The sequence below is a fragment of the Cellulomonas iranensis NBRC 101100 = JCM 18110 genome (assembly GCF_001552375.1).
Classification (GTDB): domain Bacteria; phylum Actinomycetota; class Actinomycetes; order Actinomycetales; family Cellulomonadaceae; genus Cellulomonas; species Cellulomonas iranensis.
The window spans coordinates 1-17,159 of record NZ_BCRB01000079.1 but is presented as its reverse complement, the minus strand read 5'-3'; the positions used below and the strand labels follow the sequence as shown (position 1 = coordinate 17,159).

General features: G+C 75.7%; 17 protein-coding genes. 11 read left to right on the top strand and 6 right to left on the bottom strand.

The features are described 5' to 3' along the window. Positions 1-197 precede the first annotated feature (197 nt). The 3 genes from CS2_RS14555 to zapE form a co-directional block, all read right to left on the bottom strand. Positions 198-833, bottom strand: a complete 636-nt coding sequence (locus tag CS2_RS14555) for a GTP-binding protein (RefSeq protein WP_070320529.1) — start codon at positions 831-833, stop codon at positions 198-200. Between the two features lie 165 nt (positions 834-998). After that, on the bottom strand, positions 999-1,814 hold the full coding sequence (locus tag CS2_RS14550) for a sirohydrochlorin chelatase (protein WP_070320528.1): 816 nt from the start codon (positions 1,812-1,814) through the stop codon (positions 999-1,001). A 605-nt stretch (positions 1,815-2,419) separates the two neighbouring features. After that, the gene (gene zapE, locus CS2_RS14545) at positions 2,420-3,469 is read right to left on the bottom strand and encodes a cell division protein ZapE (RefSeq protein ID WP_070320527.1); all 1,050 of its coding nucleotides are present in this window, start codon (positions 3,467-3,469) and stop codon (positions 2,420-2,422) included. 350 nt (positions 3,470-3,819) lie between these two features. Between zapE and CS2_RS14540 the strand changes: the two genes are divergently transcribed. Genes CS2_RS14540 through CS2_RS14510 form a run of 8 tightly spaced genes read left to right on the top strand, consistent with a single transcriptional unit; the run spans position 3,820 to position 11,223 of the window. Continuing rightward, positions 3,820-5,490, top strand: coding sequence for a nitrite/sulfite reductase (locus CS2_RS14540; protein ID WP_070320526.1), 1,671 nt, complete (start codon positions 3,820-3,822; stop codon positions 5,488-5,490). Beyond that, positions 5,487-5,645: a hypothetical protein gene (locus CS2_RS19100; RefSeq protein ID WP_163274735.1), complete on the top strand. Its 159-nt coding sequence runs from the start codon at positions 5,487-5,489 to the stop codon at positions 5,643-5,645. The genes CS2_RS14540 and CS2_RS19100 overlap by 4 nt, the downstream gene beginning before the upstream one ends. Continuing rightward, positions 5,642-6,355, top strand: a complete 714-nt coding sequence (locus tag CS2_RS14535; RefSeq protein WP_070320525.1) for a phosphoadenylyl-sulfate reductase — start codon at positions 5,642-5,644, stop codon at positions 6,353-6,355. The genes CS2_RS19100 and CS2_RS14535 overlap by 4 nt, the downstream gene beginning before the upstream one ends. Continuing rightward, positions 6,352-7,284 carry a sulfate adenylyltransferase subunit CysD gene (gene cysD / locus CS2_RS14530; protein ID WP_070320524.1) on the top strand — a complete coding sequence of 311 codons (933 nt, stop codon included), beginning with the start codon at positions 6,352-6,354 and terminating at the stop codon, positions 7,282-7,284. The genes CS2_RS14535 and cysD overlap by 4 nt, the downstream gene beginning before the upstream one ends. Further along, the gene (locus CS2_RS14525) at positions 7,284-8,732 is read left to right on the top strand and encodes a sulfate adenylyltransferase subunit 1 (RefSeq protein ID WP_156442150.1); all 1,449 of its coding nucleotides are present in this window, start codon (positions 7,284-7,286) and stop codon (positions 8,730-8,732) included. The genes cysD and CS2_RS14525 overlap by 1 nt, the downstream gene beginning before the upstream one ends. Beyond that, complete coding sequence (cobA, locus tag CS2_RS14520) at positions 8,729-9,928, top strand: uroporphyrinogen-III C-methyltransferase (RefSeq protein WP_070320523.1); 1,200 nt, start codon at positions 8,729-8,731, stop codon at positions 9,926-9,928. The genes CS2_RS14525 and cobA overlap by 4 nt, the downstream gene beginning before the upstream one ends. 9 nt (positions 9,929-9,937) lie before the next feature. Next, on the top strand, positions 9,938-10,741 hold the full coding sequence (locus CS2_RS14515; RefSeq protein ID WP_070320522.1) for a dihydrofolate reductase family protein: 804 nt from the start codon (positions 9,938-9,940) through the stop codon (positions 10,739-10,741). Further along, positions 10,738-11,223 (top strand): hypothetical protein, encoded by a 486-nt coding sequence (locus CS2_RS14510; RefSeq protein WP_070320521.1) that lies wholly within the window; start codon positions 10,738-10,740, stop codon positions 11,221-11,223. Before CS2_RS14515 ends, CS2_RS14510 begins: the two co-directional genes overlap by 4 nt. A gap of 64 nt (positions 11,224-11,287) precedes the next feature. Here CS2_RS14510 and cuyB read toward each other — a convergent pair whose 3' ends face one another. The 3 genes from cuyB to gnd are packed head-to-tail and all read right to left on the bottom strand — an operon-like array spanning position 11,288 to position 14,741. After that, a complete protein-coding gene (gene cuyB, locus CS2_RS14505; protein WP_070320520.1) occupies positions 11,288-12,037 on the bottom strand; it encodes a cysteate racemase in 750 nt (249 codons plus the stop codon). Then, entirely contained in the window at positions 12,034-13,290 is a 1,257-nt protein-coding gene (locus CS2_RS14500) for a carboxylate--amine ligase (protein WP_070320519.1), read from the bottom strand. The genes cuyB and CS2_RS14500 overlap by 4 nt, the downstream gene beginning before the upstream one ends. Further along, positions 13,287-14,741, bottom strand: coding sequence for an NADP-dependent phosphogluconate dehydrogenase (gene gnd / locus CS2_RS14495; protein ID WP_046528280.1), 1,455 nt, complete (start codon positions 14,739-14,741; stop codon positions 13,287-13,289). Before gnd ends, CS2_RS14500 begins: the two co-directional genes overlap by 4 nt. A gap of 170 nt (positions 14,742-14,911) precedes the next feature. On the opposite strand from gnd, the gene CS2_RS14490 reads away from it, so the two are divergent. The 3 genes from CS2_RS14490 to CS2_RS14480 form a co-directional block, all read left to right on the top strand. Then, positions 14,912-15,493 (top strand): DUF3000 domain-containing protein, encoded by a 582-nt coding sequence (locus CS2_RS14490; RefSeq protein ID WP_046528279.1) that lies wholly within the window; start codon positions 14,912-14,914, stop codon positions 15,491-15,493. A gap of 46 nt (positions 15,494-15,539) precedes the next feature. Beyond that, positions 15,540-16,085, top strand: a complete 546-nt coding sequence (locus tag CS2_RS19725) for a helix-turn-helix transcriptional regulator (RefSeq protein WP_240465497.1) — start codon at positions 15,540-15,542, stop codon at positions 16,083-16,085. A gap of 91 nt (positions 16,086-16,176) precedes the next feature. Further along, the coding region (locus tag CS2_RS14480) for an HRDC domain-containing protein (protein WP_070320530.1) at positions 16,177-17,159 on the top strand (983 nt) is incomplete at its 3' end.

Here is a 17,159-nt window from a genome sequence, read left to right as displayed (position 1 = left end):
GTCGGGCCGCGGGCTCGACGTGCGCCGCGCGGCGCGTGGGGCGGGACGCCCCCTCCCGGCGCCCCGCCCCACCCCGGTGAGCGACGGCGCCCCCCTGCGGCGCCTCGCTCACGATCGTGCCCCGGGCGCCCCGCGGCGCGTGTCGTACCGGGAGGCGAGGTGGCCGGGCTCGGCGGCGGCCGGCGTGCGCTGGTCGCTCACGGCACCAGCGCTCCCGCCCGCTCGCCCCACAGCGCGAGGATCGTGTCCTGCAGGTCGTCCACGCCCTCCCCCGTCAGGGAGTTGGTGAGCCGCACGGGGCGGCCCGCGCGCACGCGACGCGCGTCCGCCCACATGACGTCGAGATCGGTCCGGACGTACGCGGCGATGTCGATCTTGTTGATGACGAGGACGTCCGAGGCGGTGACCGCCGGCCCGCGCTTGCGCGGCGTGGCGTCACCCTCCGAGGTGTCGAGCACGAAGACGGCCACGTCGGCGAGCACCGGCGAGAACGTGAACGTGAGGTCTCCCCCGACGGACTCGTAGAGCAGCGTGTCGACGTCGGGGAACCGCTCGAGCAGAGCGGCGCCCGCCAGCAGGTTCACCGTCGGGTCGTCCCGCACCGCGGCGTGCGGGCTCGCGCCGGTCTCGACCCCGACGACGCGTCGAGGATCGAGCACGCCCGCGAGCTGGCGGCGCAGGTGGCGCGCGTCCTCCTGGGTGTAGGTGTCGTTCGTCACCACGGCGGGGTGTCGTCCGGCCGCGATGAGCCGGGGCACGAGCGCCGCCACGAGCGCGGTCTTGCCCGCCCCGACCGCTCCGCCGATCCCGATGCGCAGCACGTCGTCGTGCATGTGCGTCCTCCTCGTCCTGGTCGTCGTCCTGTGCCTGCACCGCGCGACTCGAGGTCGGTCCGGGTCCCGCGGCCGCCGCGGCTGCTGACGGCGCGTCACCGTCGTACGCCGGCGGACCTGGTCGCGTGCGCCCGTGACGGCGTCGCGGGTCGTCACCGGTGGACCTCAGTCGCGCGCGGCCGGCCGGGGTCCGTGCTGGAGGTGCGCCGTGCGGGCGGTGCCGCCGTTCCGTCCCGGGCCGTGCGGGCGCGCGTCCTTGCCCTGCGGGTCGGTGTCGAGCACGGCGGCGAGGCCGTCGTCCCCCCGCGCAAGCGCCGACGCCGCGGCGCAGGTCCGGTGCTGCACGATCCGCAGGGCGACGGCCGGCGACAGCAGCGGTCCGGAGAACTCGACGTCCTCGAGCTCGTCGACACCGGGGCACGCCGTCGCGAAGCCCGCCGGCGCGACGACCACGTGCCGCGCACCGAGGCGACGCGTCCGGTCGACGGCCCGGGCCAGGTCCGGCGACGACGCCAGGCACGCGACGCCGATCTCCAGGCCGGTCCCGTGCGTGCGCACCAGGTGCGCGCAGCGGTGCAGCTCGGCGTCGTCGCGCGGGTCCGCGCGCGCCGCGCCGATCACCATCCCCGCGCGCCGGTGGTCGGCGGCCGTCCGCACGGCGATCCCGCGCAGCAGGGCGACGAGGTGGTCGGGCGACCCGAACGGCCGGCAGAGCGCGACCCGACCAGGCACGCCGTGGGCCTCGACGGTCCACCGCAGCGTCCGCGCGGTCTCAGCCACGGTCGTCGGGTCGCGGCCCCACGTCATGGGCAGCACCGCGACGGTCTGCGACCCGGTGAGCGCCCGCTGCACGGCACGCGCCAGGGGCCCGCCCGGCGCGGCGACCACGCTCTGCGGGAGCAGCGCGCTCAGCTGCTCGAGGTCGGCGCCGCCCGCGCTCTCGTGACCGGCCACCAGCACCGTGCTGGGCGGGGTGCCCACGTCATGCCGGGACGCGCCGGGTGCACGACGCGCGCACGCCGACGCCCCGGGCCGCGGTCCCCGCGCGCGGTGCGGGCCCTGCGCGCCTGCGCCGCCCGCGGCCCGGCGGGCACGGCCGCGTCCGTCGCGCCACGGCGTGGACGAACAGCTCCTGACGTTCTCGTGATGTCATTTGCATGGTCGGTTTCGACCTTCCCCCTGCGTGTTCTCCCGCACCACGGGAGAGATCCCGACGATACGCCGATCACGCGCCGGCACAAGGCGGAAGACATTTCTTGATTCATATCGACAGCATGTCGATAAATGCCCGAGCAAACGCCGACGCTGGACAAGCGTCACGGACGACCGTCGAGAACATCCGTCCAAGAGGGGCCTGTGCTGGGCCGTTGTCGCACGACGGGCGGGCCACGCCAGGCGTGCACCATTCCGCGCGCCGAGGAATCCTGGTCGCGTGCGGGCAGCACATTCCACGCCCCGTACGAGAACCCGCAGAACGCGCCGCGCGCCGCGCGCCGGGCGCCGGGCGCCGGGCGCCGGGCGCCGGGCGACCATGCCGCCACGGGCCCCGGCGCGCGCGACGGGACCTGCAGGTCCGTCAGGCGCGGCTACGGCGCCGCGGTCGTCGCGGCGCCCTGCACCGTGAGCGCCGCGAGCCGCGACAGCGCGCGGGCGTACTTCTTGCGGTAGCCGCCCGCGAGCATGGCGTCGGTGAACAGGTCGGCGTCGTCACCCGCGAGCACGACCGGCACGTCGCGGTCGTAGAGCCGGTCGACCAGCACGACCAGCCGCAGCGCGACGTCCTGCCGGTCGACCTGGTGGACCCCGGTGAGCCCGACGAGGGGCACGCCGTCGAGCAGCGCGCCGTAGCGGCTCGGGTGCACGGTCGCGAGGTGGTCGAGCAGCGCGTCGAAGCCGTCGATCGTGGCACCCGGCCTCGCCGCGACCGCGGCGCGGACCGCCGCGTCGTCGAGGCGGGCGGCGTGCGTGCTGACGGTCCGGTGCCGGTGGTCGTCGCCGTCGATGCGCAGCACCTCGAAGCGCGCCGCGAGGGCCTGGATCTCGCGCAGGAAGTCCTCGGCGGCGAAGCGCCCCTCTCCCAGCGCGCCGGGCAGCGTGTTGGACGTCGCGGCGAGCGCCACGCCGCGGTCGGCCAGCTCGCGCAGCAGGCGCGACATGAGCACCGTGTCGCCGGGGTCGTCGAGCTCGAACTCGTCGATGCAGACCAGGCGGTGCGCGGCGAGCGCGTCGACCGTCGGCGCGAACCCCAGCGCCCCGACGAGGTTGGTGAGCTCGACGAACGTGCCGTACACGGTGCGCTCGAGCCCGACGGCGTGCGCGAGCGACGCGAGCAGGTGGGTCTTGCCGACACCGAACCCCCCGTCGAGGTACACGGCCGGCGCCGCGGGTGCGGCCGCCCGGCGCCACCAGCGGCCCGCACGGGCGGGCGCGGCGAGGGCGTCGGCGACCTCGCGCAGCCGGTCCAGCGCGCGCCGCTGCGACGGGTGCGCGACGTCGGGGCGGTACGTGTCGAACGACTCGTGCGCGAAGTGCCGGGGCGGCGCGAGCTCGGCCAGGAGCCGGTCGGCAGGCACGCGGGGGTGGCGCGCGGTGAGCGACGGCGCGGCCGACGCCCCCGCTGGCTCGTCGGTCGTCACGAGGGTCGAGGATACGTCCCACGTCCGCGGCGGGCGCGTGGCCGGGCCGAACCCCGCGCCCGACCCGGCGAGCCTGGACGACCGTCCACTCCTTGAACACATGTCTCGCGATCCGGACACCTGCTGACTGGCCGTCATGACACGTGTCACCCTCGTCACGTGAACCTCCTCGGGACCGCCTGTGCGTGTCGGCGCTGTTGCGCCCCCACGGTCCCGTTCACGTGCTGTCCGCGGACCCGCTGACCCGCCCCGTCCCTCTCGGGCGCGTGTCCGCGCCCGAACCGTACGACCGCCGACGGTCGTGCGCGGACGCGTGAGCACGTGCCCCGGCATCCCCGGAGGTGCGCCCCATGGCGCAGACCACGACCACCCCACGGCTCGCCGAGCCGTCCAAGCGCCCCGAGGGCCAGTGGGCGTTCGACCAGCGTGAACCGCTCAACGCCAACGAGCGCCTCAAGCAGGAGGACGACGGCCTGCACGTGCGCCACCGCATCGAGACCGTCTACGCGCTCGAGGGCTTCGCCTCGATCCCGCCCGACGACCTGCGCGGCCGGATGCGCTGGTGGGGTCTGTACACCCAGCGCCGCCCCGGCATCGACGGCGGGCGCACGGCGACGCTCGAGCCGCACGAGCTCGACGACGAGTACTTCATGCTGCGCGTGCGCTGCGACGGCGGCACCCTCACGCTCGCGCAGCTGCGGACCGTGGCCGGGATCTCGCAGGAGTTCGGGCGCGACACCGCCGACATCACCGACCGGCAGAACGTCCAGCTGCACTGGATCCGGATCGAGGACGTCCCCGAGATCTGGCGACGCCTGGAGTCGGTCGGGCTGACCACGCAGGAGGCGTGCGGCGACGTGCCTCGCGTCATCCTCGGCTCGCCCGTCGCCGGGGTCGCGGCCGACGAGATCGTCGACGGCACGCCCGCCGTGACCGCGATCCGCGAGCGCTACATCGGCGACCCGGCGTTCTCGAACCTGCCGCGCAAGTTCAAGACCGCCATCAGCGGGTCGCCGCACCACGACGTCGCGCACGAGATCAACGACGTGGCGTTCGTGGGCGTCGTGCACCCCGAGCTCGGCCCCGGCTTCGACCTGTGGGTCGGCGGCGCGCTGTCGACCAACCCCATGCTCGGCAAGCGTCTCGGCGCGTTCGTCACGCTCGAGCGCGTGCCCGAGGTCTGGGCCGGCGTCGCCGGGATCTTCCGCGACTACGGCTACCGCCGGCTGCGCACGCGCGCCCGCCTGAAGTTCCTGCTCGCCGACTGGGGCACCGCGCTGTTCCGGCAGGTGCTCGAGACCGAGTACCTCGGGTACGCGCTGCCCGACGGCCCCGAGCCGCCGCCCCCGCCGACGGGACGCCGCGACCACGTCGGCGTGCACCCGCAGAAGGACGGCCGGTTCTACGTCGGCGCCGCCCCGACGGTCGGCCGCGTGTCCGGGCCGGTGCTCACGGCGCTGGCCGACCTCGTCGAGGAAGCCGGGTCCGACCGTGTGCAGCTGACGACCGAGCAGAAGCTCGTCGTGCTCGACGTCGAGGCCGGCCGCGTGGACGCGCTCGTCGACGGGCTCGAGTCACTGGGCCTGCACGTCCGGACCGCGTCGACGTTCCGGCGCGGGACGCTCGCGTGCACCGGCATCGAGTTCTGCAAGCTCGCGATCGTCGAGACCAAGGGCCGCGCGGCGACGCTGATCGGCGAGCTCGAGGACCGGCTGCCGACGTTCGACCAGCCGATCACGATCAACCTCAACGGCTGCCCCAACTCGTGCGCGCGCATCCAGACCGCCGACATCGGCCTCAAGGGCGCGCTCGCGGGCGGCGAGGAGGGCTACCAGGTGCACCTCGGGGGCGGGCTGGGCCTGACCAGCGGCCTGGGCAAGACGCTGCGCGGCCTGCGCGTGCCGGCCGCGGAGCTCCCCGACTACGTCGAGCGCGTCACGCGCCGGTTCGACGAGCAGCGCACCGAGGGCGAGCTGTTCGCGCAGTGGGTGCAGCGGGCGGACGAGGAGGACCTGCGATGAGCGCGAGCGACGCCGGGCAGCGCGCGGTGCCGTACTACTGCCCGTTCTGCGCGGGCGAGGACCTGTGGCCCGCGGGCGAGACCCACGGGCAGTGGGAGTGCCGCACGTGCGCGCGGGCGTTCGCGCTGCGCTTCGTCGGGCTGGTGGCGCGGTGAGCGCGCCGGCGGCCGCGGGCCTGTCGGCCGACGAGCTGCGCGCGCTGGCCGAGCGTGCGGGCCACGAGCTCGAGGGCGCCCACCCGGTCGACGTGCTGCGCTGGGCGCGGGACACGTTCGGCGACGACCTCGTGCTGGCGTCGTCGATGGGCGACGAGGTCCTCGTCGACCTCGCCGCCAAGGCCGCGCCGGGCATCGACGTGATCTTCCTCGACACGGGCTACCACTTCGCCGAGACCATCGGCACGCGCGACTACTACGCGGCGTTCACCGACGTGCGGCTGCGCACCGTGCTGCCGCTGCGGACCGTCGCCGAGCAGGACGCCGAGCACGGCCCGCGGCTGCACGACCGCGACCCGGACCTGTGCTGCGCGCTGCGCAAGGTCGAGCCGCTCGAGCGCGGCCTCGCACCGTACGCCGCGTGGATCACGGGCATGCGCCGCGAGGACGCGCCGACGCGCACCGACATCGCGGTCGTCGGGTGGGACGCGCGGCGCGGCAAGGTCAAGCTCAACCCGCTCGCCGCGTGGACCGCGGACGACGTCGACGCGTACGTCGCCGAGCACCACGTGGTGCTCAACCCGCTGCGCGAGCTGGGGTACGCGTCGATCGGGTGCGCGCCGTGCACGCGCGCGGTGGCACCGGGCGAGGACCCGCGCGCGGGGCGCTGGGCGGGCAGGAACAAGACGGAATGCGGGCTGCACACATGACGACGACGACCACCTCCCAGCCGGCCACGACGCCGGCCCGGCTCACGCAGCTCGACGCGCTCGAGTCCGAGGGCGTCCACGTGATGCGCGAGGTCGCGGGCGAGTTCGAGCGCCCCGTCCTGCTGTTCTCGGGCGGCAAGGACTCGATCGTCATGCTGCACCTCGCGCGCAAGGCGTTCTGGCCCGCGCCCGTGCCGTTCCCGGTCATGCACGTCGACACCGGGCACAACTTCCCCGAGGTCATCGAGTACCGCGACCGCACCGTCGCGGAGCTCGGCCTGCGGCTCGTGGTTGCGAGCGTGCAGGACGCGATCGACGACGGCCGGGTCGTGGAGCGGCCGGGCGGCTCGCGCAACCCGCTGCAGACCGTGCCGCTGCTCGACGCGATCACGGCGCACCGGTTCGACGCCGTGTTCGGCGGCGGGCGGCGCGACGAGGAGAAGGCGCGCGCCAAGGAACGCGTGTTCTCGCTGCGCGACGAGTTCGGGCAGTGGGACCCGCGCCGTCAGCGTCCCGAGCTGTGGGACCTCTACAACGGCCGCCACGGGCCGGGCGAGCACGTGCGCGTCTTCCCGCTGTCGAACTGGACCGAGCTCGACGTGTGGCGGTACGTCGAGCGCGAGCGGATCGACCTGCCGTCGATCTACTACACGCACGAGAGGGACGTCTTCGCGCGCGACGGCATGTGGCTGACCGCGGGCGACTGGGGCGGGCCGCGCCCCGACGAGCCGGTCGAGCGGCGCCGCGTGCGGTACCGCACGGTCGGCGACATGAGCTGCACGGGTGCGGTCGACTCGACCGCGGCGACCGTCGCCGACGTCATCGCCGAGGTCGCCGCGAGCCGCCTCACCGAGCGCGGGGCCACCCGCGCGGACGACCGGGCCTCCGAGGCCGCCATGGAGGACCGCAAGCGCGAGGGGTACTTCTGATGGGCACGCACGCACCCGCCGACGTCCTCGACGCACCGGCACCCGGTGTCGACGACGGGCACGCCCGCCGCGACCTGCTGCGCCTGGCGACCGCGGGGTCGGTCGACGACGGCAAGAGCACGCTCATCGGGCGACTGCTCTACGACACCAAGTCGGTGCTGGCCGACCAGCTCTCCGCCGTCGAGCGCGCGACCGCGGCACGCGGCGGCGACGGCGGCGCGGTCGACCTCGCGCTGCTGACCGACGGCCTGCGCGCCGAGCGCGAGCAGGGCATCACGATCGACGTCGCGTACCGCTACTTCTCGACCGCGCGCCGCGCGTTCGTGCTGGCGGACACCCCGGGGCACGTGCAGTACACGCGCAACATGGTCACGGGCGCGTCGACGGCCGAGCTCGCGATCGTGCTGGTCGACGCGCGCAAGGGCGTCCTGGAGCAGACGCGTCGGCACGCCGCGCTGACGGCGCTGCTGGGCGTGCCGCACGTCGTGCTCGCGGTCAACAAGATGGACCTGGTCGGCTTCGACGCCGCGACGTTCCGGTCGATCGCGCGCGAGTTCGCCGACCACGCGCGCGTGCTCGGGCTGCCCGAGGTGCACGCGGTGCCGTTGTCGGCGCTCGAGGGCGACAACGTCGTCGAGCGGTCGGCACGCACGCCCTGGTACGACGGCCCGACGCTGCTCGAGCTGCTCGAGGCGGTCCCGGTCGCGCGCGACGCGAGCACCGAGCCGCTGCGCCTGCCCGTGCAGTACGTGATCCGGCCGCGCACGCCCGAGCACCCCGACTACCGCGGGTACGCGGGCAAGGTCGCGTCGGGCGTCGTGCGCGTGGGTGACGCGGTCCGCGTGCTGCCGTCCGGGCGCACCAGCCGCGTGGTCGGCATCGACACGTTCGACGGCCCGCTGGCGGCGGCGGAGGCCCCGCGGTCGGTCACCGTGCGCCTCGCCGACGACGTCGACGTCGCGCGCGGCGACGTCCTGGTCCCCGCCGACGAGGCCGTGCCGACGGGTCAGGACCTGCTCGGCACGGTCTGCTGGCTCACGGAGCGCAGGTCGGTGCCGGGTGCCCGCGTGCACGTGCGCATCGGCACCCGCACGGTGCGGGGGCTGCTGCGCGAGGTCGACGCGCGGCTCGACGTCGACACGCTGACCGTCGAGCAGTGGGACCCGGTCGACACCGTGCGCACGATCGACGCGACCGACACGTCGAGCGAGGCCGCGCCGCGGTCGCTCGGGCTGAACGCGATCGGGCGTGTGCGGCTGCGCCTGGCGGAGCCCGTCGTGCTTGACGACTACGCGACGCACCGGCGCACGGGGGGCTTCCTCCTCGTCGACCCGACGGACGGCTCGACCCTCGCGGCGGGCATGGTCGGACCGACCCTGCTGGACCGGCTGGCGCCCGTGCGCCCGGACGAGCGCGACGACGACTGGCTCGCGGGGGCCGGGATATGAGCCCGCGCCACCCGCTGCTGCTGGACGTCACCGGGCGGCTGGTCGTGGTCGTCGGCGGTGGTCCGGTCGCGGCCCGCCGCGTGCGCTCGCTGCTGACGGACGGGGGTGCGGTCCGCGTGGTGGCGCCCGCGCTGTGCGAGGACCTCGCGGACCTCGCGGCCGCCGGCGCCGTCACGTGGCTCGCGCGCGAGTACGCGCCCGGCGACCTGGACGGTGCGTGGCTCGTGCACACCGCGACCGGCGACCCGCGCACCGACGCGACCGTGTCCGCCGATGCCGAGGCCGCACGCACGTGGTGCGTCCGCGCCGACGACGCGGCGTCGTCGACCGCCTGGACCCCGGCGGTCGCACGCGCGGACGACGTGACGGTCGCCGTGTCGGCGGGGGGCGACCCGCGCCGGGCGCTCGCGCTGCGCGCGGCCCTGCAGACCCTGCTGGACACGGGCGCGCTGCCGGTGCGCCGGCACCGCGCGGGCGCGGGTCACGTGGCGCTCGTCGGCGGCGGTCCCGGCGACCCGGGGCTCATCACGACCCGTGGACGCCGGGCGCTCGCCGAGGCCGACGTCGTGGTGGTCGACCGGCTCGCGCCGCGCGCGCTGCTCGACGAGCTCGAGCCGGGCGTCGAGGTCGTCGAGGCGGGCAAGGCGCCCCACGCGCACACGCTCACGCAGGACGAGATCAACCGGCTGCTCGTCGAGCGCGCGCGGGCCGGGCAGCGCGTCGTGCGGCTCAAGGGCGGCGACCCGTTCGTGCTCGGACGTGGTGGCGAGGAGCTCGCGGCGTGCCTCGCCGCCGGGGTGGACGTCGAGGTCGTGCCGGGCGTCACGAGCGCGATCGCGGTGCCGGGCGCCGCGGGCGTGCCGGTGACGCACCGGGACCTCGCGCGCCAGGTGACGGTCGTGTCGGCGCACGACGCCGACACCGACTGGGAGACGCTCGCGCGGCTGCGCGGCACGCTCGTGCTGCTCATGGGCGTCGGGCGGCTCGGTGAGCACATGGACCGGCTCGTCGGTCACGGCCTCGCGGCCACGACGCCGGTCGCGGTGGTGGAGGACGGCACGCTGCCGACGCAGCGCACGACGCTCGGCACGGCCGCGACGATCGCCGACCGCGCCCGGGAGGTCGGCGTGCGCAACCCCGCGGTCGTCGTCGTGGGCGACGTGGCCGCGCTCGCCGCGACGCTCGGCCGCTCGTAACCTGGCCGCGTGCCGGAGCCCACGCCCCCCGACGTCCCGCTCGACGTGCTCGTGCCTGTGACCGACCGGCGCACCCTCGCGCCCGTGCCGGGCGAGGCGGAGCTCGTCGCGCTGCTCGTGCGCGACGCGCCGCACGTGCGCGCCAACATGGTCGCGTCGGTCGACGGCGCCGCGACGGGCGGCGACGACCGCTCGGGCTCGCTCGGCACGCCCGCCGACGCGCGGGTGTTCGCGGTGCTGCGCGCGCTGGCCGACGTCGTCCTCGTCGGCGCCGGGACGGTGCGCGCCGAGGGCTACCGCGAGCTGCCGGTCGCGGACCACCTGCGCGCGGCCCGCACGGCGGCCGGCCTGCCGGAGGTCGTCGAGCTCGCGGTCGTGACGCGCCGCGGCGACGTGCCCGCGGACCTCGCGACCGGTGCGCGACCGCCCCTCGTCGTCACGGGCGCCGCCGGCGCCGCGCGCGCCCGCGACCTCGTGGGGCCCGACCGCACGCTCGTCGTGCCGGGCCACGACGACCCCGACTCCCCCGACCTGCCCGCGGCCGTCACGGCGCTGCGGGCCCGCGGCCTGACGCGCGTGCTCGCCGAGGGCGGTCCGGGCCTGCTGGGCGACCTGCTCGTGGCCGACGTCGTCGACGAGCTGTGCCTGACCACGTCGCCGACGCTCGTCGCCGGGCCCGCTCCGCGCGTCGTGCACGGCGCACCCTGGCTCGCGCCGCCGCGCCCCGCGCACCTGCGGCACGTGCTCCACGCGCCGGACGGCACGCTGCTGACCTGCTGGGACCTGCGCGCGGCCGTAGGCTCGGGGGCGTGACCGACACCATCCTCGTCCTCACCGAGGACACGCTCGCCGCCTCCGACGTCCAGCACATCGTCGACCTGCACGCCGACGAGACCCTGGCCTACCGCGTGCTCGTGCCCGCCGACACCGACCGTCCGCTCGTGCCGTGGATCATCGACGCGCTGAGCATGGGCGAGCTCAAGGAGGCGTGGGAGCGCGCGACCGGCCACGAGCCGAGCCGCACGCAGGCGCGCCAGACCGCGGCCCAGCAGGTCGAGGGCAGCGTCGCGGAGTTCGTCGCCGCGGGCCGCGAGGCGACCGGCGAGATCACCGAGGACGACCCGCTGCCCGCGCTGCGCGGCGCGGTCGCCGGCGGCGGCGTGCGCGAGGTCGTCGTCGTGACGTACCCGCACATGGTCGAGGACACGTTCCACACCGACTGGGCGTCCCGCGCGCGCGACGAGCTGCACGTGCCCGTGCTGCACCTGTACTCGGGCACGAGCGAGCTGGGCTGACCCGCGTCGCGCGCCCGGCCGGGCGCGCGACGCACCGGTCGGCGCGGCGGACCGCCCGCGCGCGTCAGCGCAGCGGATAGCCCGCGCGCTCGACCGTGCGGCGCGCGAGCACGTCGAGCGAGTCGACGTACCGCGCGTCGGCGAGCAGGTCGTGCTCCGCGGCGACCACGGACAGCTCGGTGCAGCCGAGCACCACGACGTCCGCGCCGCGGGCCCCGAGCCGGTCGGCCACGGCGTGCAGCGCCGCGACGTCGGCCGGCCGTCCGGCCTTCACCTGGTCGTAGATGATGCCCATGACGACGTCCTGGTCGGCGTCGTCCGGCACGACGGGCTCGAGCCCGCGGGCCTCGAGCGCACGCTGGTAGACGCGTGCGGCGAGCGTGCCGCTCGTGGCGAGCACCCCGACGCGGGCGGTGCCCGGGCGGGCGGCGACCTCGTCGGCCGTCTCGTCGACGATGCTCAGCACGGGCACGTCCACGGCGGCCGCGACCTCGTCCGTGAAGTGGTGCGCGGTGTTGCACGGGACGACGACGAAGCCGACGCCCAGCCGCTCCAGGCGGCGCGCGTCGGCCGCCATCACCGGGCCGGGGTCCTCGTCGGACCGCCCGAGGATGTACGCGGTGCGGTCCGGGATCGAGGCGTGCTGCAGCACGACGAGGTCGACGTGGTCCTGGTCGCGGTCGGCCGAAGTGTGCCGCACGACCAGGTCGAGGAAGCACACGGTCGCCGCGGGGCCGACGCCGCCGATGACGCCGACCTCGACCCGTCCGGCGGCCCCCGCGGGGGCCGCCGGGTCGTGCGGGGCCGGGCTCACGCGTCGCCCGTCGGGTAGTACCGGCGGTACTTGCGCACCTGGTTGGCCTGCGCGACCGCAAGATACGCGAGGCGCCGGGGGTCGGTCTCGGCGCGGTACCACAGCGGGTTCGTCACCCGCCGGGCCCGGCCGAGCGCACGCGTGCGGGCGCGCAGCGCCGGGTCGGCCACGTAACGGCGCAGCAGCCACCGCGGCAGCACCGTGTACAGGTGCGGCTCGGTGAGGTGGTCGGCGGCGCCGTCGGGCAGCGGGTCGAGCCCCTGCACGTGCTCGCGCACGTACAGCTCTGCGGTGTTGCGCCCGCCGGCGGTGATGTAGAAGTTCGACCGCCCGAGGCGCGGGTTGAGCTCGAAGAACACGGTGCGACCGTCGCGCGGGTCGTGCTTGAGGTCGAAGTTCGCGTACCCGGTCCAGCCCAGGTGCTCCAGGAGCCGCGTGGCCTGCGCGACGATCTGCTCGTCGTGACCGGTGATGATGCCGGCGGGGTTGCCCAGCGCACCGGGCGTGTGCTCCTCGAGCAGCACGTGCCCGAACGCGGAGAACCGCACCTTCCCGCTCGCGTCCGAGTAGCACGTGAGGATCCGCATGCCCGAGTCGTCGCCCGGGATGAGGTCCTGCACGACGAAGCTGCCCCGGTACCCCGAGGCCTGCACGCGTCCCAGCAGCTCCGCGAGCTCGGCCGGCGTGTCGACCGTGAAGACCTTCTTCTTCCCCGGGAACTCGACCAGGTGGTAGGCGGCGGTGTCCGCGGCCTTCGCGATGACCGGGAACCGCAGGCCCGACGTGTCGGGCGTGCCGCCGCCCTGCACGTCGTGCACGACCGTCGCGGGGTGGTCGATGCCGAGCTCGGCGCACAGCTCGCCGAACAGCACCTTGTCGGTCACGCGGTCGAGCGTCGCGACGTCCACGTACGGGATCGTGTACAGGTCCTCGAGCTCGGCACGGTTCTCGACGATCGTCCGGACCAGCCAGTCGGCGCTGCCGAGCAGCACGAGGTGCCGGTCGGCGAACCGCGCCGCGACGTCGCGCAGCCGACGCACGACCGTCGGGCCGTCGTCGATGCCGGGCTCGACGACGTTCTCGAGGATCCTCGAGTGCCGCACGAGCCCGGTCGACACGGTCGACACGACGACGGAGCGCACGCCGTACGCCTCGTGGAACGTCCGCGCGAGGCTGTACGCGCCGACGTCGCCGCCGAGGATCACGGGCTGGAGCCGGGCGACGGGCACCTGGGCCCCCGTGCGGCGGCTCACCAGGTCTGCTCGGAGCGGTCGCCCGACCAGTCCGTGTGGAACGTGCCCTCGCGGTCGGTGCGGCGGTAGGTGTGCGCGCCGAAGAAGTCGCGCTGCGCCTGGATGAGGTTCGCCGGCAGGCGCTCGGCCCGCACGCCGTCGTAGTAGGCGAGCGACGACGAGAACGCCGGCGTCGGCACGCCGTGCGCGGCCGCGGCCGACACGACGCGCCGCCACGCGGCCACGCCGTTGGCGACGGCCGCCGTGAAGTACGGGTCGGCCAGCAGCAACGGCAGGTGCGCGTCACGCTCGTACGCCTGCGTGATGCGGTCGAGGAACTTGGCGCGGATGATGCAGCCGCCGCGCCAGATGCGCGCCATCGCGCCGCGGTCGATGTCCCACCCGAACTGCTCGCTGGCCGCGGCGATCTGGTCGAAGCCCTGCGAGTACGCGACGACCTTCGACGCGTACAGCGCGAGGCGCACGTCCTCGATGAACGCACCGGCGTCGGGGACGTTCCACGCGAGCGTGTCGGCCGGGAGCACGCCGCGCGCCGCGGCACGCTGCGGCGCCGAGCCGGACAGCGCACGCGCGAAGGTCGCCTCGGCGATGCCCGTGATCGGCACGCCCAGGTCGAGCGCGTTCTGCACGGTCCAGCGGCCGGTGCCCTTCTGCTCGGCGGCGTCGGCGACGACGTCGACGAACGGCCGCCCCGTCGCGGCGTCGGTGTGCGCCAGGACCTCGGCGGTCACCTCGATGAGGAACGACTCGAGGTCGCCCGTGTTCCACGCCGCGAAGACCTCCCCGATCTCCGGCGCCGACGCGCCCAGGCCGCTGCGCAGCAGGTCGTACGCCTCGGCGATGAGCTGCATGTCGGCGTACTCGATGCCGTTGTGCACCATCTTGACGAAGTGGCCGGCGCCGTCGGGGCCCACGTGGGTGCAGCACGGCACGCCGTCGACCTTCGCCGAGATCTTCTCGAGGATCGGGCCGAGCGACGCGTACGACTCGGCGGTGCCGCCGGGCATGATCGACGGACCGTTGAGCGCACCCTCCTCGCCGCCCGAGACGCCCGTCCCGACGAAGTGCAGGCCCTTGGCGCGCAGCGCGGCCTCGCGGCGGACCGTGTCGGGGAAGTGCGCGTTGCCGGCGTCGACGACGATGTCGCCCTCCTCGAGCAGCGGCACGAGCTCGTCGATGACGGCGTCGGTCGGCGCGCCGGCCTGCACCATGACGACGACCTTGCGCGGGCGCTCGAGCGACGCGACGAAGTCCGCCATCGACTCCGAGGGCACGAACGTGCCGTCGGCGCCGTGCTCGGCGACGAGCGACTGCGTGCGCGCGTACGTGCGGTTGTGCACCGCGACCGTGAAGCCGTTCCGCGCGAAGTTCCGTGCCAGGTTGCGGCCCATGACGGCCAACCCGGTGACACCGATCTGCGCGGTGCCGACCGCCGACGACGGGACAGACATCAGGTGCGCTCCTTCATGCCGGGGGGCACGGCGCGTGCGGCGCCCCGGCCGCTGCGGCCGGGCGCGCGCCGCGCACGTGCGGGTGCGACGACGAGCCTAGACCGCCCGGACGTCACCTCCCCCGGCGTGCCGGGGACCGAGACGGCGCGGCCCGCCCGTACGCTCGCCGCGTGACCCCCGCCGGACCCGAGGACGTCCCTGCCGAGTTCGTCCGGGCGCTGCGCTCGCTGCGCGGCGTGCCCGTGCGACCCGAGGTGGTGCTCGACGAGGTGCCCGGGCCCGCGCGGATCGCGCCGTTCACGGCCGCGCTGACCGCCGACGTGCGCACCGCGCGACGGTCCGTCGCGGCCGAGGACCTCGCGTCGGGACGCTTCGTCGTGCTCTACGACCCCGAGGGGCAGGAGGCCTGGGAGGGCTCGTTCCGGCTCGTGACGCTCGTGCGCGCGACGCTCGAGCCCGAGGTCGGCGCGGACCCGCTGCTCGCCGAGGTCGCGTGGTCGTGGTTCACCGAGTCGCTCACCGCGGCGGGCGTCGAGCCGCACGCCGCGGGCGGCACCGTGACGCGCGTGCTGTCCCAGAGCTTCGGCGCGCTCGAGCGCCGCGACGAGCAGACCGAGCTCGAGATCCGCGCGTCGTGGACCGCGTGGGACGAGCACCTCGCGCCGCACCTGACGGCCTGGACGACGCTGCTGTGCACGGCCGCGGGCCTGCCGCCGCTGCCCGACGGGGTCGTCGCGCTGCCGCGCCGCTGACGCGGTTCTCCCTCAAGTGGACGGGCCTTCCTGCCGATGGTCTGGCGTGACCATCGAGCCCCTCCGCCGCGACGCCCGTGACCTGCAGGCCCGCCGCGCGACCGCTCTCACCGGCGTGCCCACGTCGCGGCGCGTGCCGCCGTCGACGCCCGCGCGCAACCCGATGTGCGTCGTGGTCACGCAGATCGCCGACGGCGAGGGCGGCACGCTCGTGCGCACGCTGCAGCGCCGCGGCGCCCACCGCGTGGTCGTGCTCGCGCGCCACGCGGGTCGCGGGGAGCTCTCCGCGCTGCTCACGGGCGGGCTGCGCGGGGGTGTCGCGTCGACGACCGAGCCCGCGGCGGCGCCGGTCCGCCCCGCGCCGCCGACGCCGGCGCCCGTGCCCGCCGCTCCCACCGCGGAGCTGAGCGCGCGCGAGCTCAGCGTCCTGGCGCGCGTGGCCGAGGGCAACACGAACCGGCGCATCGGCGAGGAGCTCGGCCTGTCCGCGCTCACGGTCAAGAGCCACCTCGCGCGCATCTCCCGCAAGCTGGGCACGGGCGACCGCGCCGAGCTCGTGGCCATCGCGATCCGCACGGGCCTGATCGACTGACCCCGGTGCGGCCGCTCGCGTGACGAGCACGACGCGCGACGCGCGCGCGGCCTGCGCGGACGCACCGCCCGCGTCACCTACGGTGGAGGTCATGGAGGCCGAGGTGTCGCACGAGGAGCCCGAGGCCGAGCCGACCCCGCCGCCGGTGGTCCCGCTGCTCGAGCCCGCCGACGGCGTGCCGCCGGTCGTCGACACGCCGGCGGCGCTGGCCGCGACCGTGGCGGCGTTCGCCGCCGGGACGGGCCCGGTCGCGGTCGACGCCGAGCGCGCGTCGGGCTACCGCTACGGCCAGCGCACCTACCTCGTGCAGCTGCGACGCGAGGACGCGGGCACGGCGCTGATCGACCCGATCGCCCTGCCGGACCTGTCGGCGCTGTCCGACGCGCTCGTGGGCGTCGAGTGGGTGCTGCACGCGGCGTCGCAGGACCTGCCGGGGCTCGCCGAGCAGGGCATGCGACCGTCGCGCGTGTTCGACACCGAGCTCGCGGCGCGCCTGCTGGGCATGGAGCGCGTCGGTCTCGCGGCGGTCGTCGCGGACACGCTCGGGCTGGGCCTGGCCAAGGAGCACTCGGCGGTCGACTGGTCGACGCGTCCGCTGCCCCCCGAGTGGCTGCGGTACGCGGCGCTCGACGTCGAGGTCCTCGTCGAGGTGCGTCAGGTCCTGGCCGAGCGGCTCGCCGTCTCCGGCAAGGCCGAGTGGGCACGTCAGGAGTTCGAGGCCGTGCGCACCGCGCCCCCGCCGGTGCCGCGCGCCGAGCCCTGGCGGCGGGTGTCGGGCCTCCACACGATCCGTGACGCCCGCCGGCTCGCGGTGGTGCGCGAGCTGTACGCGACGCGGGACCGCAACGCGCGCGAGCGGGACATCTCCCCCGGCCGGGTGCTGCCCGACGCGGCGATCGTCGCCGCGGCGCAGGCGATGCCCCGCACGGTGGGCCAGCTGACGGCCCTGCCGGCGTTCATGGGCAAGGGCACGCGTCGACGCGCCGCGCTGTGGCAGGGCGCGATCGACCGCGCCACCGCGTTGCCCGAGGCCGAGCTGCCGGCGACGCGCGGTCCCGCGAGCGACGGCCCGCC

What these genes read in the sequence shown, in the direction of transcription:
- CS2_RS14555 (WP_070320529.1), bottom strand. Translation starts at nt 833, where the DNA reads ATGCACGACGACGTGCTGCGCATCGGGATCGGCGGAGCGGTCGGGGCG.
- CS2_RS14540 (WP_070320526.1), top strand. Translation starts at nt 3,820, where the DNA reads ATGGCGCAGACCACGACCACCCCACGGCTCGCCGAGCCGTCCAAGCGC.
- CS2_RS19100 (WP_163274735.1), top strand. Translation starts at nt 5,487, where the DNA reads ATGAGCGCGAGCGACGCCGGGCAGCGCGCGGTGCCGTACTACTGCCCG.
- cysD (WP_070320524.1), top strand. Translation starts at nt 6,352, where the DNA reads ATGACGACGACGACCACCTCCCAGCCGGCCACGACGCCGGCCCGGCTC.
- CS2_RS14525 (WP_156442150.1), top strand. Translation starts at nt 7,284, where the DNA reads ATGGGCACGCACGCACCCGCCGACGTCCTCGACGCACCGGCACCCGGT.
- cobA (WP_070320523.1), top strand. Translation starts at nt 8,729, where the DNA reads ATGAGCCCGCGCCACCCGCTGCTGCTGGACGTCACCGGGCGGCTGGTC.
- gnd (WP_046528280.1), bottom strand. Translation starts at nt 14,741, where the DNA reads ATGTCTGTCCCGTCGTCGGCGGTCGGCACCGCGCAGATCGGTGTCACC.